17 protein-coding genes are annotated in these 19,363 nt (G+C 44.5%); 11 read left to right on the plus strand and 6 right to left on the minus strand.

The window, feature by feature from the left end; all coding sequences use genetic code 11:
- The first annotated feature begins 468 nt into the window (after positions 1 to 468).
- A complete protein-coding gene (locus tag A3IE_RS0101955; RefSeq protein ID WP_020393896.1) occupies positions 469 to 1,512 on the plus strand; it encodes a threonine aldolase family protein in 1,044 nt (347 codons plus the stop codon).
- A gap of 47 nt (positions 1,513 to 1,559) precedes the next feature.
- On the opposite strand, the gene A3IE_RS21795 is transcribed toward A3IE_RS0101955, so the two are convergent.
- The 4 genes from A3IE_RS21795 to nadB all read right to left on the minus strand — a co-directional run bounded on the left by A3IE_RS21795 (position 1,560) and on the right by nadB (position 8,240).
- Complete coding sequence (locus A3IE_RS21795; protein WP_020393897.1) at positions 1,560 to 4,511, minus strand: cadherin-like domain-containing protein; 2,952 nt, start codon at positions 4,509 to 4,511, stop codon at positions 1,560 to 1,562.
- Between the two features lie 367 nt (positions 4,512 to 4,878).
- Positions 4,879 to 5,811 carry a hemerythrin domain-containing protein gene (locus A3IE_RS21800; protein WP_020393898.1) on the minus strand — a complete coding sequence of 311 codons (933 nt, stop codon included), beginning with the start codon at positions 5,809 to 5,811 and terminating at the stop codon, positions 4,879 to 4,881.
- A 24-nt stretch (positions 5,812 to 5,835) separates the two neighbouring features.
- Complete coding sequence (tcdA, locus tag A3IE_RS0101970; protein WP_020393899.1) at positions 5,836 to 6,627, minus strand: tRNA cyclic N6-threonylcarbamoyladenosine(37) synthase TcdA; 792 nt, start codon at positions 6,625 to 6,627, stop codon at positions 5,836 to 5,838.
- The gene (nadB, locus tag A3IE_RS0101975; RefSeq protein ID WP_020393900.1) at positions 6,627 to 8,240 is read right to left on the minus strand and encodes an L-aspartate oxidase; all 1,614 of its coding nucleotides are present in this window, start codon (positions 8,238 to 8,240) and stop codon (positions 6,627 to 6,629) included. The genes tcdA and nadB overlap by 1 nt, the downstream gene beginning before the upstream one ends.
- A 137-nt stretch (positions 8,241 to 8,377) precedes the next feature.
- On the opposite strand from nadB, the gene rpoE reads away from it, so the two are divergent.
- From rpoE to A3IE_RS0101995, 4 genes are read left to right on the plus strand one after another with little or no spacing between them, the layout of a single operon-like run.
- Positions 8,378 to 8,953: an RNA polymerase sigma factor RpoE gene (gene rpoE / locus A3IE_RS0101980; RefSeq protein ID WP_020393901.1), complete on the plus strand. Its 576-nt coding sequence runs from the start codon at positions 8,378 to 8,380 to the stop codon at positions 8,951 to 8,953.
- A 37-nt stretch (positions 8,954 to 8,990) separates the two neighbouring features.
- Positions 8,991 to 9,623: a sigma-E factor negative regulatory protein gene (locus A3IE_RS21805; protein WP_020393902.1), complete on the plus strand. Its 633-nt coding sequence runs from the start codon at positions 8,991 to 8,993 to the stop codon at positions 9,621 to 9,623.
- Positions 9,613 to 10,569, plus strand: a complete 957-nt coding sequence (locus tag A3IE_RS0101990; RefSeq protein WP_020393903.1) for a MucB/RseB C-terminal domain-containing protein — start codon at positions 9,613 to 9,615, stop codon at positions 10,567 to 10,569. Before A3IE_RS21805 ends, A3IE_RS0101990 begins: the two co-directional genes overlap by 11 nt.
- Positions 10,559 to 11,116, plus strand: a complete 558-nt coding sequence (locus A3IE_RS0101995; protein ID WP_083900562.1) for a SoxR reducing system RseC family protein — start codon at positions 10,559 to 10,561, stop codon at positions 11,114 to 11,116. The genes A3IE_RS0101990 and A3IE_RS0101995 overlap by 11 nt, the downstream gene beginning before the upstream one ends.
- 41 nt (positions 11,117 to 11,157) lie before the next feature.
- Here A3IE_RS0101995 and A3IE_RS0102000 read toward each other — a convergent pair whose 3' ends face one another.
- Complete coding sequence (locus tag A3IE_RS0102000; protein ID WP_026154727.1) at positions 11,158 to 11,505, minus strand: DMT family protein; 348 nt, start codon at positions 11,503 to 11,505, stop codon at positions 11,158 to 11,160.
- A gap of 114 nt (positions 11,506 to 11,619) precedes the next feature.
- On the minus strand, positions 11,620 to 11,913 hold the full coding sequence (locus tag A3IE_RS0102005) for a hypothetical protein (RefSeq protein ID WP_020393906.1): 294 nt from the start codon (positions 11,911 to 11,913) through the stop codon (positions 11,620 to 11,622).
- 222 nt (positions 11,914 to 12,135) lie between these two features.
- Between A3IE_RS0102005 and A3IE_RS0102010 the strand changes: the two genes are divergently transcribed.
- The 6 genes from A3IE_RS0102010 (at position 12,136) to A3IE_RS0102035 (ending at position 19,227) form a co-directional block, all read left to right on the plus strand.
- A complete protein-coding gene (locus A3IE_RS0102010; protein WP_020393907.1) occupies positions 12,136 to 12,765 on the plus strand; it encodes a methylthioribulose 1-phosphate dehydratase in 630 nt (209 codons plus the stop codon).
- Between the two features lie 3 nt (positions 12,766 to 12,768).
- The gene (locus A3IE_RS0102015; RefSeq protein ID WP_020393908.1) at positions 12,769 to 13,314 is read left to right on the plus strand and encodes a 1,2-dihydroxy-3-keto-5-methylthiopentene dioxygenase; all 546 of its coding nucleotides are present in this window, start codon (positions 12,769 to 12,771) and stop codon (positions 13,312 to 13,314) included.
- Positions 13,314 to 14,006 carry an acireductone synthase gene (mtnC, locus tag A3IE_RS0102020; RefSeq protein WP_020393909.1) on the plus strand — a complete coding sequence of 231 codons (693 nt, stop codon included), beginning with the start codon at positions 13,314 to 13,316 and terminating at the stop codon, positions 14,004 to 14,006. The genes A3IE_RS0102015 and mtnC overlap by 1 nt, the downstream gene beginning before the upstream one ends.
- A 29-nt stretch (positions 14,007 to 14,035) precedes the next feature.
- The gene (gene glmU, locus A3IE_RS0102025; RefSeq protein WP_020393910.1) at positions 14,036 to 15,430 is read left to right on the plus strand and encodes a bifunctional UDP-N-acetylglucosamine diphosphorylase/glucosamine-1-phosphate N-acetyltransferase GlmU; all 1,395 of its coding nucleotides are present in this window, start codon (positions 14,036 to 14,038) and stop codon (positions 15,428 to 15,430) included.
- Entirely contained in the window at positions 15,430 to 17,265 is a 1,836-nt protein-coding gene (gene glmS / locus A3IE_RS0102030; RefSeq protein WP_020393911.1) for a glutamine--fructose-6-phosphate transaminase (isomerizing), read from the plus strand. Before glmU ends, glmS begins: the two co-directional genes overlap by 1 nt.
- 129 nt (positions 17,266 to 17,394) lie before the next feature.
- On the plus strand, positions 17,395 to 19,227 hold the full coding sequence (locus A3IE_RS0102035; RefSeq protein ID WP_020393912.1) for a SulP family inorganic anion transporter: 1,833 nt from the start codon (positions 17,395 to 17,397) through the stop codon (positions 19,225 to 19,227).
- Positions 19,228 to 19,363 lie beyond the last annotated feature (136 nt).

Raw genomic sequence — 19,363 nt, forward strand, 5'->3', positions numbered from 1 at the left:
TTTTTAATAAGTAAGTACCCAGTTGCTGAAGTAGGTGAAAAAATATAGTGTGCAAATCACTTGTCCTTGTATCAAGCTGACTAAGAAACGCTAAAGGTGCATTGTCTGGTTAATTTACATTTGCTCAGTATTTTATAACTAACTACTGCTTGGAATATTTATTATTCTATTTAAAAGTAAGGGCATCGATCGTCATGTTATTGATATGGATCGGTGTAAATTTAGCCAGCGAGCCTGGCCTATCAACCTAAAGCTCGGAGTAGGTACTGAGTCAAGTCAACCATTAAGGCAGTATTTCGTATTAAAAGCTGTATCCACACAAGCCAGCCCGAATTTCAACGTTTCTTGCAACAACGCCGTGAAATTTTGCAAGCGCGCGGTTTAGTGGTGGATTTGTTGGAATAGCATGGTTGGTTTGAGAAAACTGCGCAATAATATAGAACATTACACTAATAAAGGTTTCGCGCTATGCAGCAACAGTTTGCTTCTGATAATTACGCTGGGGTTTGCCCTGCTGCGTTTAAGTACTTTCAACAAGCCAATGCGTCTGGGCATGAGCTAGCTTACGGGGATGACATTTGGACGCAAAAGGTTTGTGATGCGATCCGTGATTTATTTCAAACTGATTGTGAAGTCTTTTTTGTCTTTAATGGTACAGCGGCCAATTCCTTAGCCCTAGCTTCTTTATGCGAAAGTTATCAGTCAGTCATTTGTCACGAGTTGGCTCACATTGAAACGGATGAGTGTGGTGGCCCTGAGTTTTTTTCCAATGGCTCGAAATTATTAGTGGGGCGCGGTGAAAACGGTAAATTAACACCTGATATTATTGAGTCTATTGCGACTAAACGTAGCGATCTGCATTTTCCTCGTCCTAAAGTAGTCTCTCTCACCCAATCCACTGAAGTGGGCACGGTTTATAGTGTGGAGGAGATTCGTGCAATTGCCGCGATTGCCAAGCGTCGCCACATGAAAGTACATATGGATGGTGCGCGTTTCGCGAATGCTGTAGCCGCTTTGAATGTACATCCTTCTGAAGTGACATGGCGTGCCGGTGTTGATGTCTTATGTTTGGGTGGCACAAAAAATGGTCTACCGGTTGGCGAAGCGGTAGTGTTTTTCGATACCCATTTAGCTGAAGATTTTGCCTACCGCGTTAAGCAAGCTGGTCAGCTCGCCTCCAAAATGCGTTTTCTTTCAGCACCTTGGTTGGGTTTACTGGAAAATAATGTCTGGTTGAGTAATGCGCAACATGCTAATGCCATGGCAGAGTTACTGTACCAAGGTATTAAAGACTTACCTCACTTACGTATTATGTTCCCACGCCAAGCCAATGCGGTATTTGCTGAATTACCCTTGCCGATCATAAAAGGTTTACATGCTAAGGGTTGGCGTTTTCATCAATTTATTGGCGCTGGTGGGTGTCGCTTTATGTGTGCTTGGGACACACAACCCGAAACGGTGGAGCGATTTGCCGAGGCGATTAAAGCGATGTGCGAGACGTTCAAGTCTTAACATCTTACCAGCTCGTGAAGATCTGGTAAGAATTTGAGAGCAATTGATTAATTAATCGTTACTGTCACAGTGGCAGTAGCGGTTTTGCCATAGCCGTCACTAACGCGGTAAGTGAAAGTATCAGTGCCTGTTGCACCATTGTTTGGTGTGTAAACAGCAGCATTACCTGATTGAGTCACCGTACCCTTGGTCGGATTGGTACCACCCAGTAAGCTCAGGGTGTCGCCATCGGGATCGCTGTCATTGTTTAGCACATTAATGGTCACCTTATTTTTAGGTGAGGTTGTGGCAGTGTTTCTAGTCACGCTAGCGTTATCCGCAACGGCTTTCGGTGCTGTATTGGCCTTAACTGTAACGGTTACCGTGCCACGTGCGGTTTTGCCTTTGCCATCACTGACCGTATAGGTAAAGGTATCTGTTCCTATAAAACCTAAACGCGGTGTATAGATCGCATTGTTGCCAGATTTGGTGACGGTGCCATTAACGGGATTGGTGCCACCTACTAAGCTTAACGTATCACCATTAGCATCGGTGTCATTTTTCAACACTTCAATCGTTACCGGCTTCACCAGAGTGGGGCCACTGGTGGTGGTGGCAGTATCTGCGACCGCAACAGGTGCAACGTTGGTGCTGCCACTATTTACAGTGACCGTGACGATGCCTGTATCGTAATTACCTTTTCCATCCGTGATGTAATAAGTAAAGGTGTCAGTCCCTACGAACCCTGTACGCGGTATATAAACAGCACTATTGCCAGATTTATAAACCGTTCCATTTCTCGGATAAGTACCCCCTAACAAGGTTAAGGTATTATTTTCAGGATCAGTATCATTTGCTAAGACATTAATGGTTACCTGATTTCCTGCGGTAGTCGTAGCGGTATCACGCACAGCAGTAGGTGCTTTATTTGCATTAGGCGCAGTACCAACCGTAATAGTCACTTTAGCAGTTTTGCGATTGCCTTTGTCATCAGTCACGGTATAAGTGAAGCTATCGGTTCCCACAAAACCGGTGCGTGGCGTGTACACCAGTTTGTTGTTAACAATCCGTACTGTCCCATTAGCAGGTAAAGTCCCACCGATAATACGTAAGACATCCGTGCTATTCGGATCAGTATCATTGGCTAAGACATCAATCGTAACCGGTGTGTTGACGGTTGTAGTCGCGGTATCATCTATAGTGATAGGTGCTTGATTAATGGTGACGGTTACGCTGCCGATAGCCGTATTCCCTTTACCGTCGCTAATTGTATAGGTAAAGGTATCGTCACCTATCTGTCCGGTTCTAGGGGTATAAACAACCTGATTGTTGCTAATCACGGCTGTGCCTTTGCTAGGGGTGCTCACATTGGTGACAGTCAGGGGGTTTTGTTCTGGATCGGTATCATTCGCAATAACGTTAATCGTTACGGCTTTGGCGACGGTGGTGGTGGCTGTGTCTTTATTGGCCGTAGGGGCTTTATTTGCCGCACTAATGTCTACGGTTACGGTTGCGGTATCTGTAGCACCTTTGTCGTCAGCAATCGTATAGCTGAAGGTGTCAGTACCGGTTGCACTCGCGGCGGGTGTATAAATAATCGTACTAGCGCTAATAACCGCAGTACCTTTACTAGGTTGCGTGACAGCGCGAATGGTCAAGTTAGCTTGTTCAGGATCAGTATCATTACTGAGAACACTAATTGTTTTAGCAACCCCAGCCACCGCATCAGCGGTGTCATTTACCGCATCAGGGAGTTGATTGGTCACTATCACCGTGACAGTTGCGGCGCCTGTTTCGCCTGCGGGATCTTTTACGGTGTATTTAAAGGTATCCGTTCCACTCCAGTTGGTTTTTGGCGTATAAACTATCCCTGTAGCATTAAATGTTACTGTTCCACCTTGTGTACTTGGATTATCCACAGCAATGATGGTTAGGGGATCGTTGTTTAAGTCCACATCATTAGCTAACAGGAGAGCGTTTGGAATAGTAATAGCTGTATTAGATTTGGTAGTGGTTGAGTCAGCTTTTGGCTCTGGCGCGACATTGGTAGCAGGTGTACTAGGTAGGTCTTCTGTTTTAGTCGTTATATTGTAATTACAAGCTTGAGCCGACGCGGCTGTATCACTCACAGGGTCATAGATGTTCATCACTACCACGACACCATAAATATTGGTGAAGTCAGTAATTTCGACATCGGGTGGCAAATATGTGCTACTACCCAACACCTTAAAGCCTAGAAATCCTTCATGAGCCGCAGTGCTATTATTGTTTTTAAAACCGGTTGTAGGATTATTAGGATTTGCTAGTGAGCCATCTTGTAATAAAACGGCTTCACGATGTCCCCATGCCGACCCTGCATCATCATAGATCCAACCATAAATAGCTCTTTCTAAGGGAAGAGGAATACTCGCTGCGGTCAAAGGGCTAGTGGATTGCTTAAAGAAATAAGCAAGATTTTCTGAGCGTGCTAAGGGCTCTGTACAGCCTGCCCCAACACCTATGGCTTTAAGTGCTCCACTGGTGTCATACACCCCTTGATTGATCCGCTTAGGCGGATTGTCGATAGTCTCGTTTTCTGAAGGCAGGAAATGGCTAAAAGCGCTATTATCGACCAGAAGCTGCGCATAAGCGGCTGAAATAGCAGAAATCTTTTCTTCGACACCGGCCAATGGTAAGCCTTGGACACCAGTTTGCATCCCAGAACGCGCAGTGCGCTCGGCATTGATTAGGTAAAGAGCCTTCTGATTATCTGTTAAGCTAAACCAAGTGCTAGGCAGCTTTAAATTACCTAATTTATTAGCAGGCAAACTGAGTTGTGTTTCTTCTGCGCGGCGTGCAGCATTAAAGGCTGCTTCAATCGCTGCTATGGTTGTAGGCGCATTATCAGCATTTGCCCAAGGAATATTTGTTGTCAAGTTAGGCGGTGATAAGGCCCAAGTAGAGGAAGCTAACAGAGAGCCACTTAATGCTAATACCAAGCTAGCTAATTTAGTACGTGAAGAGAGTTTTCGCTGTTGCATAAGGATAAATACCTTTTATTAAACGCAGCCAGAACTGCAATGCCTTGTTTGCCAAATAAATTTCTTGGGGGTGTGATTATTTCGCACAACAAGCTGATTAAAAAATCCGGACTATCTTTTGTAATGCAAAGGGCTAACTACCATTATAGGCGTTAGTAACCAAGATATTAAGAATGATTAAAAAAGAAGCTTGAAAGATATTCCAGTTTTGCTTAATCAGAATAGCACTACTAAACCTTTTTAGAGTGGTCACCTATCTGGCCACATAAACCATTTATCAGAATTCATAAAAGGCTCAATAGCCAATATAAAGTATAGAAAATAACTTATAATTTTAAGTCAATACTATTTTGAAAAAATTAAATTTCTAAGCTTGGGGCAGATGGCGCGGAATTTTAATTAACTCCAAGTCGCAAATGTGAGGATGGTTTTCAGGAATTTCGGCTTGGTAAATCGTTAAGGGCACAACAATGGGCTGAGGCCAAGCAGTATTTAGGAAACTCTCTAGCCAAGCACGACGTTCTGTTTCAGGTTTGACACACAATAGGGCTTCCACATTATGACAAACGAAACCTTGTTGTGAGCTAAGGTGTTGTAATGTTTCTGATAACGCAGAAAGCTCGATAAATTCTGCTTGTTCGCGTAAGGGTTCCATGACTAATTTTTGATAGTCAACAAAGCTTAGACCCAAATGTTTTGCCAAAACTTGCATGAGTTCAGGTTGATAACGTGGAAATAGCACCACGTGACCCCCCGTTAATCCGTGTTGTGCAAAATGCTGGGTGACGGCATTGAGCCAAGCTTGATGGGTTGCTGTAGAGGTTTTTAGTAGTGGATTATTTTCGGGTAGGTAAGGGCGCTTAGCTAAGGGGTTGAAGTTTTTGATAGCCGCTAATTGTTGTTGCGTTAATAATTTGTCTACTAATGGAAAAACGTGCTCATCTTCTAAAATGGAGTGTTTTTTTAAGAGCTCGGCAAATTCTATAACATTGCGCCGCTTATTATTTTGCATAACCTGTTCAGCGAGTGTTCTTAGGCGACCGTGTTCTTGGCCTAATTGAACGATAAGCGCTAAATGTTCGCGATGTTCTTGAAGTAAAGGGGCGAAAATCGTCTGCTCTTCATGCTGCAAATGAGGCTCTAATTCGGCGTCATTATAATTGTGAATATAAGCAGCCGCCTGATCGACTGCATCCTCCGAACCATCCGCCGCGATAATCAATAATTGGTCTGCCAAGGCGATACAGGTCTGATGCTCATGCAGTAGTTTAGCTAAAGCTGGGTTAGGGGCGACACTCATATAAAACCTCTGAAACGAGCAACATTAAGATATGTGGGCGAGTTTATCGAGTACATAACTCACCGCCATGAGGGCAAAACTGGCAGTCACCGTCATGACTGAGCCTAAGCCTCCCGCGCAGCTTAAGCCGGTATTTGTAGTATCGACGGGGCGTGCCGTGCTGATTTTTCCGTCAAGTGTAGTAAAACGCATGGCTTCTTCTGACCAAACACACGGTATCTCAAAGCGTCGTTTGGGATTTTGACTAAAGTGGTAATCTTGGCGTAATTGTTTGCGTACTCGCGCTAAAAGTGGGTCTTGTTGGCTGCGCGCCAGATCGCTTAAACGGATTTTACTGGGATCACGTTGTCCACCCGCGCCACCTAAGGTAATTATTTTAATTTTCTGGCGTTTACAATGCGCAATTATGGCGGATTTGACCCGAGCATTATCGATGCAATCAATCACATAATCGAAACTAGGGCTGAGCATTACACTCAAATTAGCCTGATCCACAAAATCTTCAATCAAGTGTACTTGGCAAGTCGGGTGAATATCGACAATTCGTTGGCGCAATACCTCGACTTTAGCTGCGCCAATGGTGCTGGTTAGCGCGGGTAGTTGGCGATTGATATTCGATTCCGACACATTGTCCAAATCAATCAAGGTTAATTGGCCAATGCCACTACGTGCTAAGGCTTCTACCGCCCAAGAGCCAACCCCACCAACACCAATCACGCAAACATGCGCTTGATAAAAACGTTGTAATGCTTCGTTCCCATAAATACGGGCAATCCCACCAAAGCGGCGGTCTAAATCAAAATCAAGGGTCATCATTAATGCGGATACGACATGCTAAGGGGGTCTAAAATAGTGGGTTTCTGTTGAAGTCTTGGATCGGAGTTGGGATAGTCCAAGGTATAATGTAGTCCACGACTTTCATGACGACGCAAGGCAGAGTGAATAATGAGCCAAGCGACGACCGCCAAGTTGCGTAATTCAATCAGATCGCTGGTAATTTTAAAGTTGGCATAGTATTCATCAATTTCACGCAGCAATAATTCTAAACGATGGCGTGCCCGTTGTAGACGTTTAGTAGTGCGTACAATACCAACGTAATCCCACATGAAACGGCGAATTTCATCCCAATTGTGGGTAATGACAACATGTTCATCGGAATTGGTGACCCTGCTTTCATCCCAAGCTGGCAATGCTGGCATTGGGAACGGCTCATCTAAACGCTCAAGAATATCTAAACTGGTGGAACGCGCAAATACAATACATTCCAATAAAGAGTTACTCGCTAAACGATTCGCGCCATGTAAGCCGGTATAACTGGCTTCACCAATACAATATAAACCATCCAAGTCGGTGCGACCCTTCAAGTCAGTCATTACACCACCACAGGTATAATGCGCCGCAGGAACCACTGGCAAAGGTTCTTTGGTCATGTCGTAGCCAAAGGATAAACAGGTGGCATAGACATTCGGAAAGTGACTGAGAATAAAGTCTTTCGGTTTGTAGCTAATGTCCAAATAAACGCAGTCCACTCCTAAGCGTTTCATTTCGTGGTCAATAGCACGTGCCACAATATCACGAGGTGCTAGTTCTGCGCGCGGATCAAAATTGGGCATAAAGCGTGTGCCATCCGGCAACTTTAATAACCCCCCTTCACCTCGTACCGCTTCAGTAATGAGATTGGCTTTCGCATGGGGGTGATATAGGCAAGTTGGATGGAATTGCATAAATTCCATATTGGCAACCCGACAGCCCGCACGCCACGCCATAGCAATACCATCCCCACTGGAGCCATCGGGGTTACTGGTATAAAGATAAACTTTACTGGCGCCGCCAGAGGCTAGTACGGTAAAGCGTGCACGGATCGGTTCGGTGGTTTGGGTACTACGCTTATGTACATAAGCTCCCACACAGCGATTGCCTGCTAAACCTAGCTTACGAGTCGTAATAAAATCAATAGCTATATGATTTTCTAATATTTCAATATGGCTGCGTTGGCGGATTTGCTCGACCAAACTATTTTCAATCGCACGTCCTGTCGCATCATTACTGTGAGCAATACGCCGATGGCTGTGTCCGCCCTCGCGCGTTAAATGTAAGCCTGCCTCACTCAATTCATCGTCACTGCCTTCTACACGCGTAAAAGGTACGCCTTGTTCTTGTAACCACGCAATGGCTTGGGGACCATTATTCACGACAAACCCTACAGTAGCTTCATTACATAGACCAGCTCCAGCAACGAGTGTGTCATTAATGTGCGCCTGTAAGCTGTCATCTTGATCTAAGACCGCTGCAATGCCACCTTGGGCGTATAAAGTGCTACCTTCGTAGATGGTATTTTTACTTAACACAGCAATACGCAAGGTGGATGGCAAACTTAAGGCCAAACTGAGGCCAGCCGCGCCACTACCAATAATCAATACATCGTACATGCGCTACGTTCATCCTTTGTGGTTAAACCAAAATGCGTCAGGCGATTTATTCTTATTCTATGCTTCTTGTCGCAGTCACGGTAGCATATAGCTTTTTTGTGGCATTATTTTCCACATTGATAAGGAGCCAAGCCCGTATGGGCGCAAGTTTAACTGATCTTGAACTGGTACAGCGTGTCCAGTCAGGCGACAAAAAATCTTTTGATGTGCTGGTATTAAAATATCAGCATAAGGTTATTAATTTAATTATACGTTATGTGCATGATCACGATACCGCACAAGATGTCGCCCAAGAAGCGTTTATCAAGGCCTATCGCGGCTTGCAGAGCTTTCGTGGTGAATCAGCTTTTTATACGTGGTTGTATCGCATTGCGATTAATACCGCGAAAAATCATCTGGTTTCTCAAGGGCGGCGTGCACCTGATTTTGATATTGATGCAGAAGATGCGGAACAATATGAGGGTGAGTCTGCTCTAAAGGAATATGCTACGCCGGAACATGAAATATTACGCGATGAAATTCAGACCGTGGTCACCCATGCCATCGATAGTCTACCGGAAGATTTGCGTACCGCGATTGTGCTACGTGAACTGGAAGGCATGAGTTATGAAGAAATTGCAGAGGCAATGGACTGTCCTATCGGCACAGTACGTTCACGGATTTTCCGTGCGCGTGAGGCCATTGATAAGGTGCTACAACCTCTGCTTAATTAATAAAGTAGGGGTTCGCCTTTTTTTGAGGTGAAAGTAAATGAATACAAGTAAACACGAGTTTTTATCTGCCTTATTAGATGATGAGGTCGGTAGTTTTGAGCAGCGCCGCTTATTGGATGAATTAAAACAAGACCATGAGCTGGGGCAAGCTTTTAGCCGCTATGCCTTAATTGGCGAGGCGATGCGTAGTAAAAAGACCATTGTCGCTAAAAGAAGCTTGCTAGATGGTATCCATGCGGAGCTTTATGATGAGCCAGCACTAAAGGTCGAGCCGATTAAATTACCGGCTGCCAAAGAGTCAGCCGCCGCAAGGGCAGCCGTAAAACGTGCGCCTATTTGGCGCTACGCGATGGCCGCCAGCGCAGTATTGGCGCTTGTCGGTGGCATTTGGGTGATCCAACAACAAAATAATGCTCAACAGCAAGCCACTTTAGCCCAAGTTCCCGCTACGCCGACTGTAAAACCCGCCGTAATAAAAGGGGAACCACAACCAGCCTTGGCCGCTTCGACGGTTCGTGAGTCTAACAAAGATCAGCAAATAGCTAATAATCGTCTTGATCCACAAACGCGTGAGATGATTAAAATGTATATGGCGCAGCATGTGAAATACGCTTCAACCACTGCCATTGTCCCTTCTGTGCGAGCTGTGTCGAACTCTGATGATTATTAAACCACATCTTATGAAATGGGGTATTGTATTGGCTGGTGCAGTGATAATGACGCCTGCCTTTGCTAATGATGCCCTACAGTTATTAGCACGTATGCAAACTTCGCTGCGTAGTTTGAATTATTCGGGGCAACTCGCCTATTCACAAGGTACTGATTTAGCCACTTATCGCATTACGCACCAAGCCGGTGAAGAGCAAGACAGTGTGGTGCGTTTAGATGCCAGTGAAAGCACGCAGGTGGATAAAACAGAAAGTTTTTCACTCTCGCGTTTTGATCCTCTCTATGCAGCCAAAGAAGAAAATTATTCCTTTGATTTTGGCTCGGATATGCGTGTAGCGGGGCAGACTTGCAAGGTTGTCGTAGCGCGCCCTAAAGACAAATTGCGTTATTTGCATCGTTATTGTATTAATCCTGACACCGGTATGTTGCTTAAGTATTCCATGATGGATCGGGATCAGCGCGTATTAGAACAGTTAGTATTTACTCAACTCTCGGTCGATGTTGATACCGCAGCGAGTCCGATAGCGGATACGGCCACTATGGTTGAAGCAGCAGCTTTCAATACAGCGCCCGCGCCCATAGCACGTATGGCGGCGCGTGAGCCGGCCAAAGTCAATACCCCCGATAATGCTAAACTTGGCAATACTAAGTTAGTCTTTGGTCATTGGGATGTTAGTGCGCTGCCCGCTGGCTTCAAAGTGGTCAAAGTGATATCTGAGACCGAAGAAAAAGCAGCGCCTCAAATTATCCTATCCGATGGTATGACCTCGGTTTCCATTTTCATTTCTCCAAATGGAGCGCCTAAAGTCGAAGATAATATTACGATGGCTAGCGGTGCGACCCATATTTTAAGTCATGATATGGCCGGACACTCACTCACCTTTGTTGGGGAGGTGCCATTGGCTACTTTGCAAGCAATTCAGAAGGGCTTAAGGTATGTTGATTAATAATTCATCCCACGATCCGACTATATTGAATAATCCTAACAAGGACGGGGACGGGATGATGATTGAACAAATCGCACGTGTCGTAAGTATTAAAGGCAATTACGCATGGGTAATGCCTGAGTCTATAGCTAACTGTGCTAGTTGCGCGACGACTAAGACTATAGCTTGTGGTAAAAGTAAGCTATTTGATTTTATGAAACCTAAGTCTGATAAGCTTTATGCTATTAATCCTTTACATGCCAAGCCGGGTGATATGGTAGTGATTGGACTGCATAGTCAAGCCTTAGTATTTTATTCCATGCTAGCCTATTTACTGCCTTTAGTCAGTTTACTTGTCTTCGCTATGTTAGGCGAAGCTTTAGCACTGCAATTAAGTTTACCCCGAGAGGCTTCCGCTATTTTAGCAGGTTTGGCGGGTTTATTGGGTGGCTTGCGCGTGGTCGCGTGGATTATGCAGCACTTGGTTGATTCAGCAAATAGTCAGCCCGTTATTTTACGCCATAAAGAAAGTCAGTTTCCTTTGCATCAATTAAAAAGCTTAGCATAATAAATATATCTTATAAAGATTGAGCATGTAAAGCAACGTGCTCAACGCGAGCGAAACATGAAATACACGGCTCCCACTAAACATAAGCCTGCCCAGAGATAATCGAGCTTTAGCGGCTCACGCATATAAAAATACGAAAACGGCACAAAAATCGATAAAGTGATTACTTCTTGAATAACTTTAAGCTGTCCTACATTTAATGCGGTATAGCCAATACGATTCGCGGGGACTTGTAATAAGTATTCAAACAAGGCAATACCCCAGCTAAATAGCGCGGCGTAGAGCCAAGGCTTGTGACTTAAATCGCGTAAGTGCGCATACCAAGCAAAAGTCATAAACACATTGCTGCAAATCAACAAGCCTATGGAAATTAATACAGGATGATTCATGGTGCGATAGCGCTGAGAACAAGTGGCGGCACTATAAGCCTATTAGCAAAGTTTGGGCAAGTTTTATCCGTATATGGAAAGCTGCCGCAGCGGCAGGCTTTCCAGAATCAGATCTTAAGCACCACAGTTTCGTTTACCAACACAGGGTAGATTACCCCAGTGCGCTGCCACGACATTCGCAGTCGCTAATAATTTACGTTCACCATAGAAATTGCCTTCAGCACGGCGTTGGGCCGCTACTTGTTTTAAGCGATTGATTTTAGCTCGCAATTGTTGAGCGAGTTGCGGGCAAGCTGGGTTGGAAACTGGGCGATACATGGCTGCTTCAACGCTTTCGGTTGCGGTGAGTAAGCTTAGACTTAATAGTGCAGTGGCGCTCAAGCTAGTGATGCTCAGAGATTTTTTCATAGCGATGTTCCTTATGCTAAGTCGATGAATATTTATAATTTCAACATGGCGTCGTTATAACTACGCTATTTAAGTTTAGGATTGATCCCAGAAGCTGCTGTGAAGATTGACTAGCGGTAGAATTTTTCGGTTTTATAGTGCAATCGCTGATTCAGCTCTGGTCGGTCTAAGGTTGATCCGTTATGCTAGTACTTTATCTAGTGTCTGTATTGAATACTAAAAATGAAGTCTAACTCCCTTGCCTTATTACGCGAGCAATTGATTGCCGCAGGTCAGTTTTTTCATAGCCAAGGCTGGGTTCCTGCAACTAGCAGTAATTTTTCTGCCCGTTTGTCACCCACTGAAATTCTCATTACGAGCTCAGGGCAACATAAAGGCTATTTAGATGAAGCTGGCTTTTTATGTATTGATCTTGAGGGTATTTCCTTGGAGCAGGGCAAACGCCCTTCCGCTGAAACGGGTCTGCACACGCTGATGTATCGTCGTGATCCATCCTTAGGTTGTGTACTCCATACCCATTCCGTCATGGCAACCGTACTGTCTAGGCAATGTGATCAAATTGTTTTCGAGGGTTATGAAGTTCAAAAGGCTTTTCCCACTATTGCTAGCCATGAAACTTGTCTTGTCCTGCCCGTTTTTGCCAATAGCCAAGATATTCAAGCGTTAGCACGACAAGTGAATACCTATTTAGAGGAAAACCCACAAACCTTAGGCTATTTAATTCGAGGGCATGGTCTCTATACTTGGGGAGAAAGCATAATTGAGGCGCGTCGCCATATTGAAGCATTGGAGTTTTTATTAGCGTGTGAATACCACACTGCTTTATATCAAGCCGCAACAGCAAGGATTTAATCCATGAGTGAATTAAAAATTTATTCTGAGACGAATAGTGAGCAGCCTGAGGCTAATTATGTAAATCATGATCTGATTGCAACAATACTGGCTGAAAAGGGCGTGCGCTTTGAGCGTTGGCAAGCCAGTCAGCCTTTAAGTACTCAGGCACAGCAGGATGAGGTCATTTCAGCTTATAAAGCTGATATTGAGCGCTTAATGCAAGAAAATGGTTTTCAGTCAGTGGATGTCATTAGTTTAAGTGCTGATCATCCCGATAAAGCGATGTTACGCCAGAAGTTTTTAAATGAGCATACTCATTCTGAATATGAAGTGCGTTTTTTCGTGGATGGCCAAGGTTTATTCTATTTGCATCTAGGCGATAAGGTTTACACGGTCTTATGTGAAAAAGGTGATTTGATTTCTGTCCCAGCGGGAACCACGCATTGGTTTGATATGGGCCCTAATCCGAATTTTAAAGCGATTCGTTTATTCACCAATCCTGAAGGTTGGGTAGCGAATTTTACGAATAATGATATTGCTAATCGTTTTCCACGTTTAGAAAACTAATGATTAAAGCTATTTTAACTGATATTGAAGGTACAACGACTAGCCTGTCTTTCGTTAAAGATGTGCTGTTTCCTTATGCTGATCAGCATATAGCTGAGTTCGTAACACAGTATGCGAACCGGCCTGAAGTCGCTAGCCTGATTGAGCAAGCTTGCCAAGAGCCAGATGCAGAGTGTGATGCTGATGATTTAGCGTCAGTGATTAAGCAATTACGTACTTGGATTGCCACGGATAAAAAAGTCACTTCATTAAAAGCCTTGCAAGGTTTGCTATGGGAAAATGCTTATCAACAAGGTGATTTTACCGGACATATCTATCCGGATGCTGCCAGTGTATTGCGCCATTGGCACGAGCAAGGTTTAAAACTGTATGTCTATTCGTCTGGTTCGGTACAAGCACAGTACTTATTATTTTACTATTCCGATTTTGGTGATTTAACCACTTTATTCAGTGGCTATTTTGATACGAAAGTTGGACACAAGCGTGAATCTGCCTCATATCAGACGATTGCCAAATTGATTAATAGTGAGCCTGAAAGCATTTTGTTTTTATCGGATATTCACGAAGAGTTAGATGCTGCGGCACAAGCAGGTTTAAAAACTTGCTGTTTGGTTCGTGAAAAGCAATCTTTACTTGGTTTAACCCATACTTGGGTTAGTGATTTTACACATATTAATCTCAAGAATTATTAATTGATTGTGGTAGGACACCCAGTTTTATTATGCCAACTGTAACGACTTTATTTCCGATTGTGCTAGCAGCAGGACAAGGCACACGTATGCGTTCCGCTTTACCGAAAGTGCTGCATCCCGTGGCTGGCAAACCTATGCTGCAACATGTAGTGGACGCTTGTAATTTATTGATTGGTACACGGCAAATTACAGTGGTGTATGGACATGGGGGCGAGCAGGTAATGCGTGGCACCCAAGGTGAGAATTTAGCTTGGGCTTTACAAGAACAGCAACTGGGTACAGGCCACGCTGTTAAACAAGCGATGCCGAGTGTTTTGAAATATGCTCAAGACGATACTGTCGTTTTAATTGCTTATGGTGATGTTCCATTAATTCGTCCGCAAACGTTACAATTATTAGCGAATAGCCTGAAGCAATCGGCTTTATCGATTCTTACTACTCGTCTCGATAATCCGACGGGTTATGGACGAATGGTGCGTAATAACCAGCGCCAAGTGCAAGCTATTGTCGAAGAAAAAGATGCGACGGACGAGCAACGCCTGATTCAGGAAGTGAATACGGGTTTTATGGCAGCCCGTGCTAAGGATTTCGCTCGCTGGCTAGATCAATTAAGTCCGAAAAATTCACAAGGTGAATACTATTTAACGGATTGTGTGAGTTTAGCGGTCGCTGAAGGCGGTCAAATAACAACGGTATTATGTGCCGATCCGCTGGAAGTCGAGGGGGCTAATAATCGTGCCCAATTAGCACGCTTAGAACGCGAAGCGCAACGCCGCCAATCTGAGGTTTTAATGTTGTCAGGCGTGACCGTTGCAGATCCCACGCGCTTGGATATTCGCGGCCAAGTCACAGCGGGTCAAGACTGCTTTATTGATGTGAATGTGGTGTTATTAGGCCATGTGGAATTAGGCGCGAATGTCACGATTGATTCGGGGTGTGTCTTAAAAAATGTAAAAATTGCCGATAATGTTCATGTCAAATCACATACTTTGATTGAAGATGCTGTATTAGGCGAAAATTGTGAGGTTGGTCCTTTTGCCCGTATTCGCCCTGGTACCGTATTAGGTGCTGGCGCAAAAGTCGGTAATTTTGTAGAAACTAAAAAAGCTCAAATTGGTAAAAATAGTAAAGTCAGTCATTTAAGTTATATTGGTGATACCGATATGGGCGAGGATGTGAATATCGGAGCCGGAACGATTACCTGTAATTATGATGGTGTGAATAAATTTAAAACTATTATTGGTGATCGTGTATTTGTTGGTTCTAATTCACAATTAGTTGCTCCGGTTACGATAGAAAATGATGCCACGATTGGTGCTGGTTCAACCATTACTAAAACAGCCCCTGCGGGTAAACTCACTGTGTCTCGCGCACGTCAAATAACGATTGAAGGCTGGCAGCGTCCAGTCAAGGAGAAAAAATAATGTGCGGCATTATTGGCGCGGTAGCGCAACGTCCGGTGGCAGATATTCTCATTGAAGGTTTGCGTCGCTTGGAATATCGCGGCTATGACTCGGCAGGCCTTGCGGTATTAGATAGTACGAATCGCTTACAACGTTCACGTGCGGTAGGCAAGGTGGCGATGTTAGCCACCAAGTTATTGGAAACGCCTATTGATGGTAAAACCGGTATTGCCCACACACGTTGGGCGACGCATGGTAAGCCTGCGGAAATGAATGCCCATCCGCATGTCAGCGGCACGTGGTTAGGTGTTGTGCATAACGGCATTATTGAAAACTACCTTGCCTTACGTGAAAAATTAGGGAGTTATGGTTATGGTTTTGATTCTGAAACCGATACCGAGGTGATTGCACATTTAGTCGCCCTGCATTTAAAACGCGAAGGTAGCTTGTTGAAAGCGACTTTGAAAGCTCGCCAAGAGTTTAAAGGGGCTTATGCGCTAGCGATTTTGTCCCCTGAAGAGCCTAATACGCTAGTAGTAGCCCGCCAAGGCAGTCCTTTAATTATTGGCTTGGGGATTGGTGAAAATTTCGTCGGCTCTGATATTCAAGCCATGCTGCCCGTCACGAATCGTTTCATTTATTTGGAAAATGGCGACGTCGCTTATGTGGGTTTGCATAAGATCGAAATTTACAATGAGGAAGGGGAGTTGGTTGAAAGACCGATTCGTGAGTCGCGTGCCAAAGACAGCGCTTCTGAATTAGGCGAATATCGCCATTTCATGCTGAAAGAGATTTTTGAGCAACCAACAGCGATCGCGTCAACCTTAGAGAATCGTTTAGCCAGTGGTCATTTTTTGCCAAGCATTGTGGGGCAAAATGTGATGGAAACATTGGCAAAAGTTGAAGAAATTCAAATTATTGCCTGCGGTACTAGCTATCACGCGGGTATGGTTGGGCGCTATTGGATTGAATCCATGACCGATATTCCTTGCACCGTGGAGGTAGCCAGCGAATACCGTTATCGTCGTCAGCCGCTGCGTAAAAATATGCTGTTCGTGACGATCTCACAGTCGGGTGAAACGGCGGATACCTTAGCGGCTTTGGAAAAGATCAAAGAAGCCAAAGGTTGCTTGGCGTCTTTAAGTATCTGTAATGTCGCAGAAAGTTCGCTGGTTCGCGAATCAGATATGAACTTAATGACGGTTGCAGGACCGGAAATTGGGGTTGCTTCTACCAAAGCTTTCACCACACAACTGCTAGCTTTGCAATTATTGTTAGGCACCTTGATTCAAGCTAAAACCGGCGAAACGGACGCAAGCCGCAAATTAGCGCAGGATTTGCAATTACTCCCGATTTTGGTCGAGCAAGTATTAGAGTTAAATCCTGTTATTGAAAAATTGGCTGAGCAGTTTATCGACAAGCATCATTCATTATTCTTAGGTCGAGGTGCACAATACCCGATTGCTTTAGAGGGCGCTCTGAAACTTAAGGAAATTTCCTATATTCATGCTGAAGCGTATCCAGCCGGTGAGTTGAAGCATGGGCCTTTAGCCTTGGTGGATAGCGAAATGCCTGTGGTGGCGATTGCACCAACCGGCTTATTACTGGAAAAATTAAAATCTAATTTAGAAGTGGTTCATGCGCGTGGCGGTCAGTTATATGTCTTTGCCAGCCAAAATGCGCAGATGAAACCGGATGAACAAACGCATGTCATTGAATTGCCAGCAGTTCCAGAAATGCTTGCGCCGATTGTATACACCATTCCTTTGCAATTATTAGCCTATCACGTAGCAGTCCTAAAAGGTACGGATGTAGATAAGCCACGGAATTTAGCGAAGTCGGTGACGGTGGAATAAGCCTACTGTTTCTGCGCCTATCCATTTATTGATAATTCGTAAAATCTGAATCTCCTTTATGATACTGCCAGTAAGCGCTGGCAGTTTTCCACGTCAGTAGCCTAAAAATCTTGACTGCGAGGTTATGGCGTGTCTAGTACTCAAGGATGGAAAGAGCGATTTTTCCCTTTTACCGATTGGCTTAAAGAACTTAAAAATCCTGCTATTTTAAAAGCGGATGTATTGGCTGGGATTACGGTTGCTCTCATTCTCGTGCCGCAGTCCATGGCCTATGCGCAATTAGCTGGCCTGCCTGCTTATGTGGGCTTATATGCTTCTTTCTTGCCGGTCATTATTGCCGCTTTATTTGGTTCTTCGCGCCAATTGGGAACCGGCCCAGTAGCGGTGGTATCCTTAATGTCAGCGGCTGCGCTATTGCCGTATGCCAGTCATGGCCCTGAAGCCTTAGTGCTATATGCTGCCTTATTGGCCTTAATGATTGGAATCATCCAATTAACCTTAGGCGTCCTTAAACTGGGTGTGCTCGTTGATTTCCTCTCGCATCCCGTTGTCTCAGGTTTTACCAATGCGGGTGCTTTAATTATTGCCAGCTCTCAAGTCCCCAAATTATTTGGTTTAAAAGGACTTGGAGCGGATAAATTTCATCATCATTATGAATTTATGTGGGCGATACTCGCTGCACTAAAAAATACTCAGTGGCTAGTGCTAGGATTTAGTGTGCTGTCCTTGATTTTATTATTGGGGCTTAAAAAATTCGCACCACGCCAACCCAGCGTACTAATTACCGTTGTGATTGCCACCGTATTAGCGTGGGCAATAGGCTATGAACAACAGGGTGGACAGGTGATAGGCCAAATTCCTGCGGGCTTACCAGCTTTTAATCTACCTATCGTCGACATGGAGTTTAAAGTTTTAAGCTCCCTCTTTATGACTGCTCTAGTGATTGGTTTAATTGGCTTTGTGGAGGCAATTTCTATTGCCAAAGCCATGGCCTCCCAAACGCGCCAACGCTTATCCGCTAATCAAGAGTTAATTGGGCAAGGTTTAGCAAATATTAGTTCCGGATTATTTGGTGGCTATGCGGTATCAGGTTCGTTTTCGCGTTCAGCCGTGAATTTTACGGCAGGGGCTATCACTGGATTTTCTTCGGTGGTGACCGGTCTCTTAGTGGCACTCACTTTATTATTCTTAACGCCTTTATTATACCACTTACCCCAAGCGACTTTGGGCGCGGTTATTATTATGGCCGTGATTAATCTGATTAAAATATCACCCATTCGTCATGCGTGGAAAGTTGAACCGCAAGATGGTTTGGTCGCGGTTGTAACCTTCATAGCCACGCTTGCTTTTGCGCCGCATTTGGATAAAGGCATTTTGCTCGGCGTGGTTTTATCGTTAGTGCTGTTTTTGTATCGCACGATGCGCCCGAATTTTGTGGAGGTGGTACGTCATCCGGATGGCTCTTTGCGTGATGCTGCACTACATCATTTACAGACCAGTGAAACGGTGGCGGTTTATCGTTTTGATGGGCAGTTATATTTTGCTAATAGTGGTTATCTCGAAGGTAAACTACTCAATGCCTTGGCGAATAAGCCTAAACTCAAGGTCGTGGTTTTAGATTTAGAGTCGGTGGATCATATTGATTCAACCGGCGAAGAAATGCTGACTAAAATGGCCGATCGTTTTCAATCCACGGGCATTGAATTCTTTATGGCACGTGCTAAATATGTAGTTTATAAAACCTTAGAGCGTTCTGGCTTTGTCGATAAAATAGGGCGCGAACGCTTTTTCCGTGAGCGTACCCAAGCGATTAAGCAAGCTAAATCCAAGCTTGGTAATGCCATTGATATTGAACCATTCTTGCATACTATTCCCTTACCAGAGCCCGACGTGGAAGAGTCCGTTAAAGATGAATCAGAGACCATTCCTAATGAGTTGGCTCACCCCATAAGCGCTGCCTAAGTCCTATTTGCCTATGGCGCTGTCAGCTTAAGATTGCAGCTTTTTTGCTGATGTATATCCTATTACCTAGGAATTGACTACTGTCTTGATTCTGCTTGAAGCGAAAGTAACTACGAATACGCAAGCGGCCATTCGC

It is taken from the genome of Thiolinea disciformis DSM 14473, from assembly GCF_000371925.1.
Taxonomy (GTDB): domain Bacteria; phylum Pseudomonadota; class Gammaproteobacteria; order Thiotrichales; family Thiotrichaceae; genus Thiolinea; species Thiolinea disciformis.

Excerpts from the sequence above, each read along its gene's own strand:
- A3IE_RS0102000 (WP_026154727.1), bottom strand. The coding sequence starts at position 11,505 with ATGAATCATCCTGTATTAATTTCCATAGGCTTGTTGATTTGCAGCAAT.
- glmU (WP_020393910.1), top strand. The coding sequence starts at position 14,036 with ATGCCAACTGTAACGACTTTATTTCCGATTGTGCTAGCAGCAGGACAA.
- A3IE_RS0102010 (WP_020393907.1), top strand. The coding sequence starts at position 12,136 with ATGAAGTCTAACTCCCTTGCCTTATTACGCGAGCAATTGATTGCCGCA.
- rpoE (WP_020393901.1), top strand. The coding sequence starts at position 8,378 with ATGGGCGCAAGTTTAACTGATCTTGAACTGGTACAGCGTGTCCAGTCA.
- A3IE_RS0102015 (WP_020393908.1), top strand. The coding sequence starts at position 12,769 with ATGAGTGAATTAAAAATTTATTCTGAGACGAATAGTGAGCAGCCTGAG.
- A3IE_RS21800 (WP_020393898.1), bottom strand. The coding sequence starts at position 5,811 with ATGAGTGTCGCCCCTAACCCAGCTTTAGCTAAACTACTGCATGAGCAT.
- A3IE_RS21805 (WP_020393902.1), top strand. The coding sequence starts at position 8,991 with ATGAATACAAGTAAACACGAGTTTTTATCTGCCTTATTAGATGATGAG.
- A3IE_RS0101955 (WP_020393896.1), top strand. The coding sequence starts at position 469 with ATGCAGCAACAGTTTGCTTCTGATAATTACGCTGGGGTTTGCCCTGCT.
- tcdA (WP_020393899.1), bottom strand. The coding sequence starts at position 6,627 with ATGATGACCCTTGATTTTGATTTAGACCGCCGCTTTGGTGGGATTGCC.
- mtnC (WP_020393909.1), top strand. The coding sequence starts at position 13,314 with ATGATTAAAGCTATTTTAACTGATATTGAAGGTACAACGACTAGCCTG.
- A3IE_RS0101990 (WP_020393903.1), top strand. The coding sequence starts at position 9,613 with ATGATTATTAAACCACATCTTATGAAATGGGGTATTGTATTGGCTGGT.
- nadB (WP_020393900.1), bottom strand. The coding sequence starts at position 8,240 with ATGTACGATGTATTGATTATTGGTAGTGGCGCGGCTGGCCTCAGTTTG.
- glmS (WP_020393911.1), top strand. The coding sequence starts at position 15,430 with ATGTGCGGCATTATTGGCGCGGTAGCGCAACGTCCGGTGGCAGATATT.
- A3IE_RS0101995 (WP_083900562.1), top strand. The coding sequence starts at position 10,559 with ATGTTGATTAATAATTCATCCCACGATCCGACTATATTGAATAATCCT.
- A3IE_RS21795 (WP_020393897.1), bottom strand. The coding sequence starts at position 4,511 with ATGCAACAGCGAAAACTCTCTTCACGTACTAAATTAGCTAGCTTGGTA.
- A3IE_RS0102005 (WP_020393906.1), bottom strand. The coding sequence starts at position 11,913 with ATGAAAAAATCTCTGAGCATCACTAGCTTGAGCGCCACTGCACTATTA.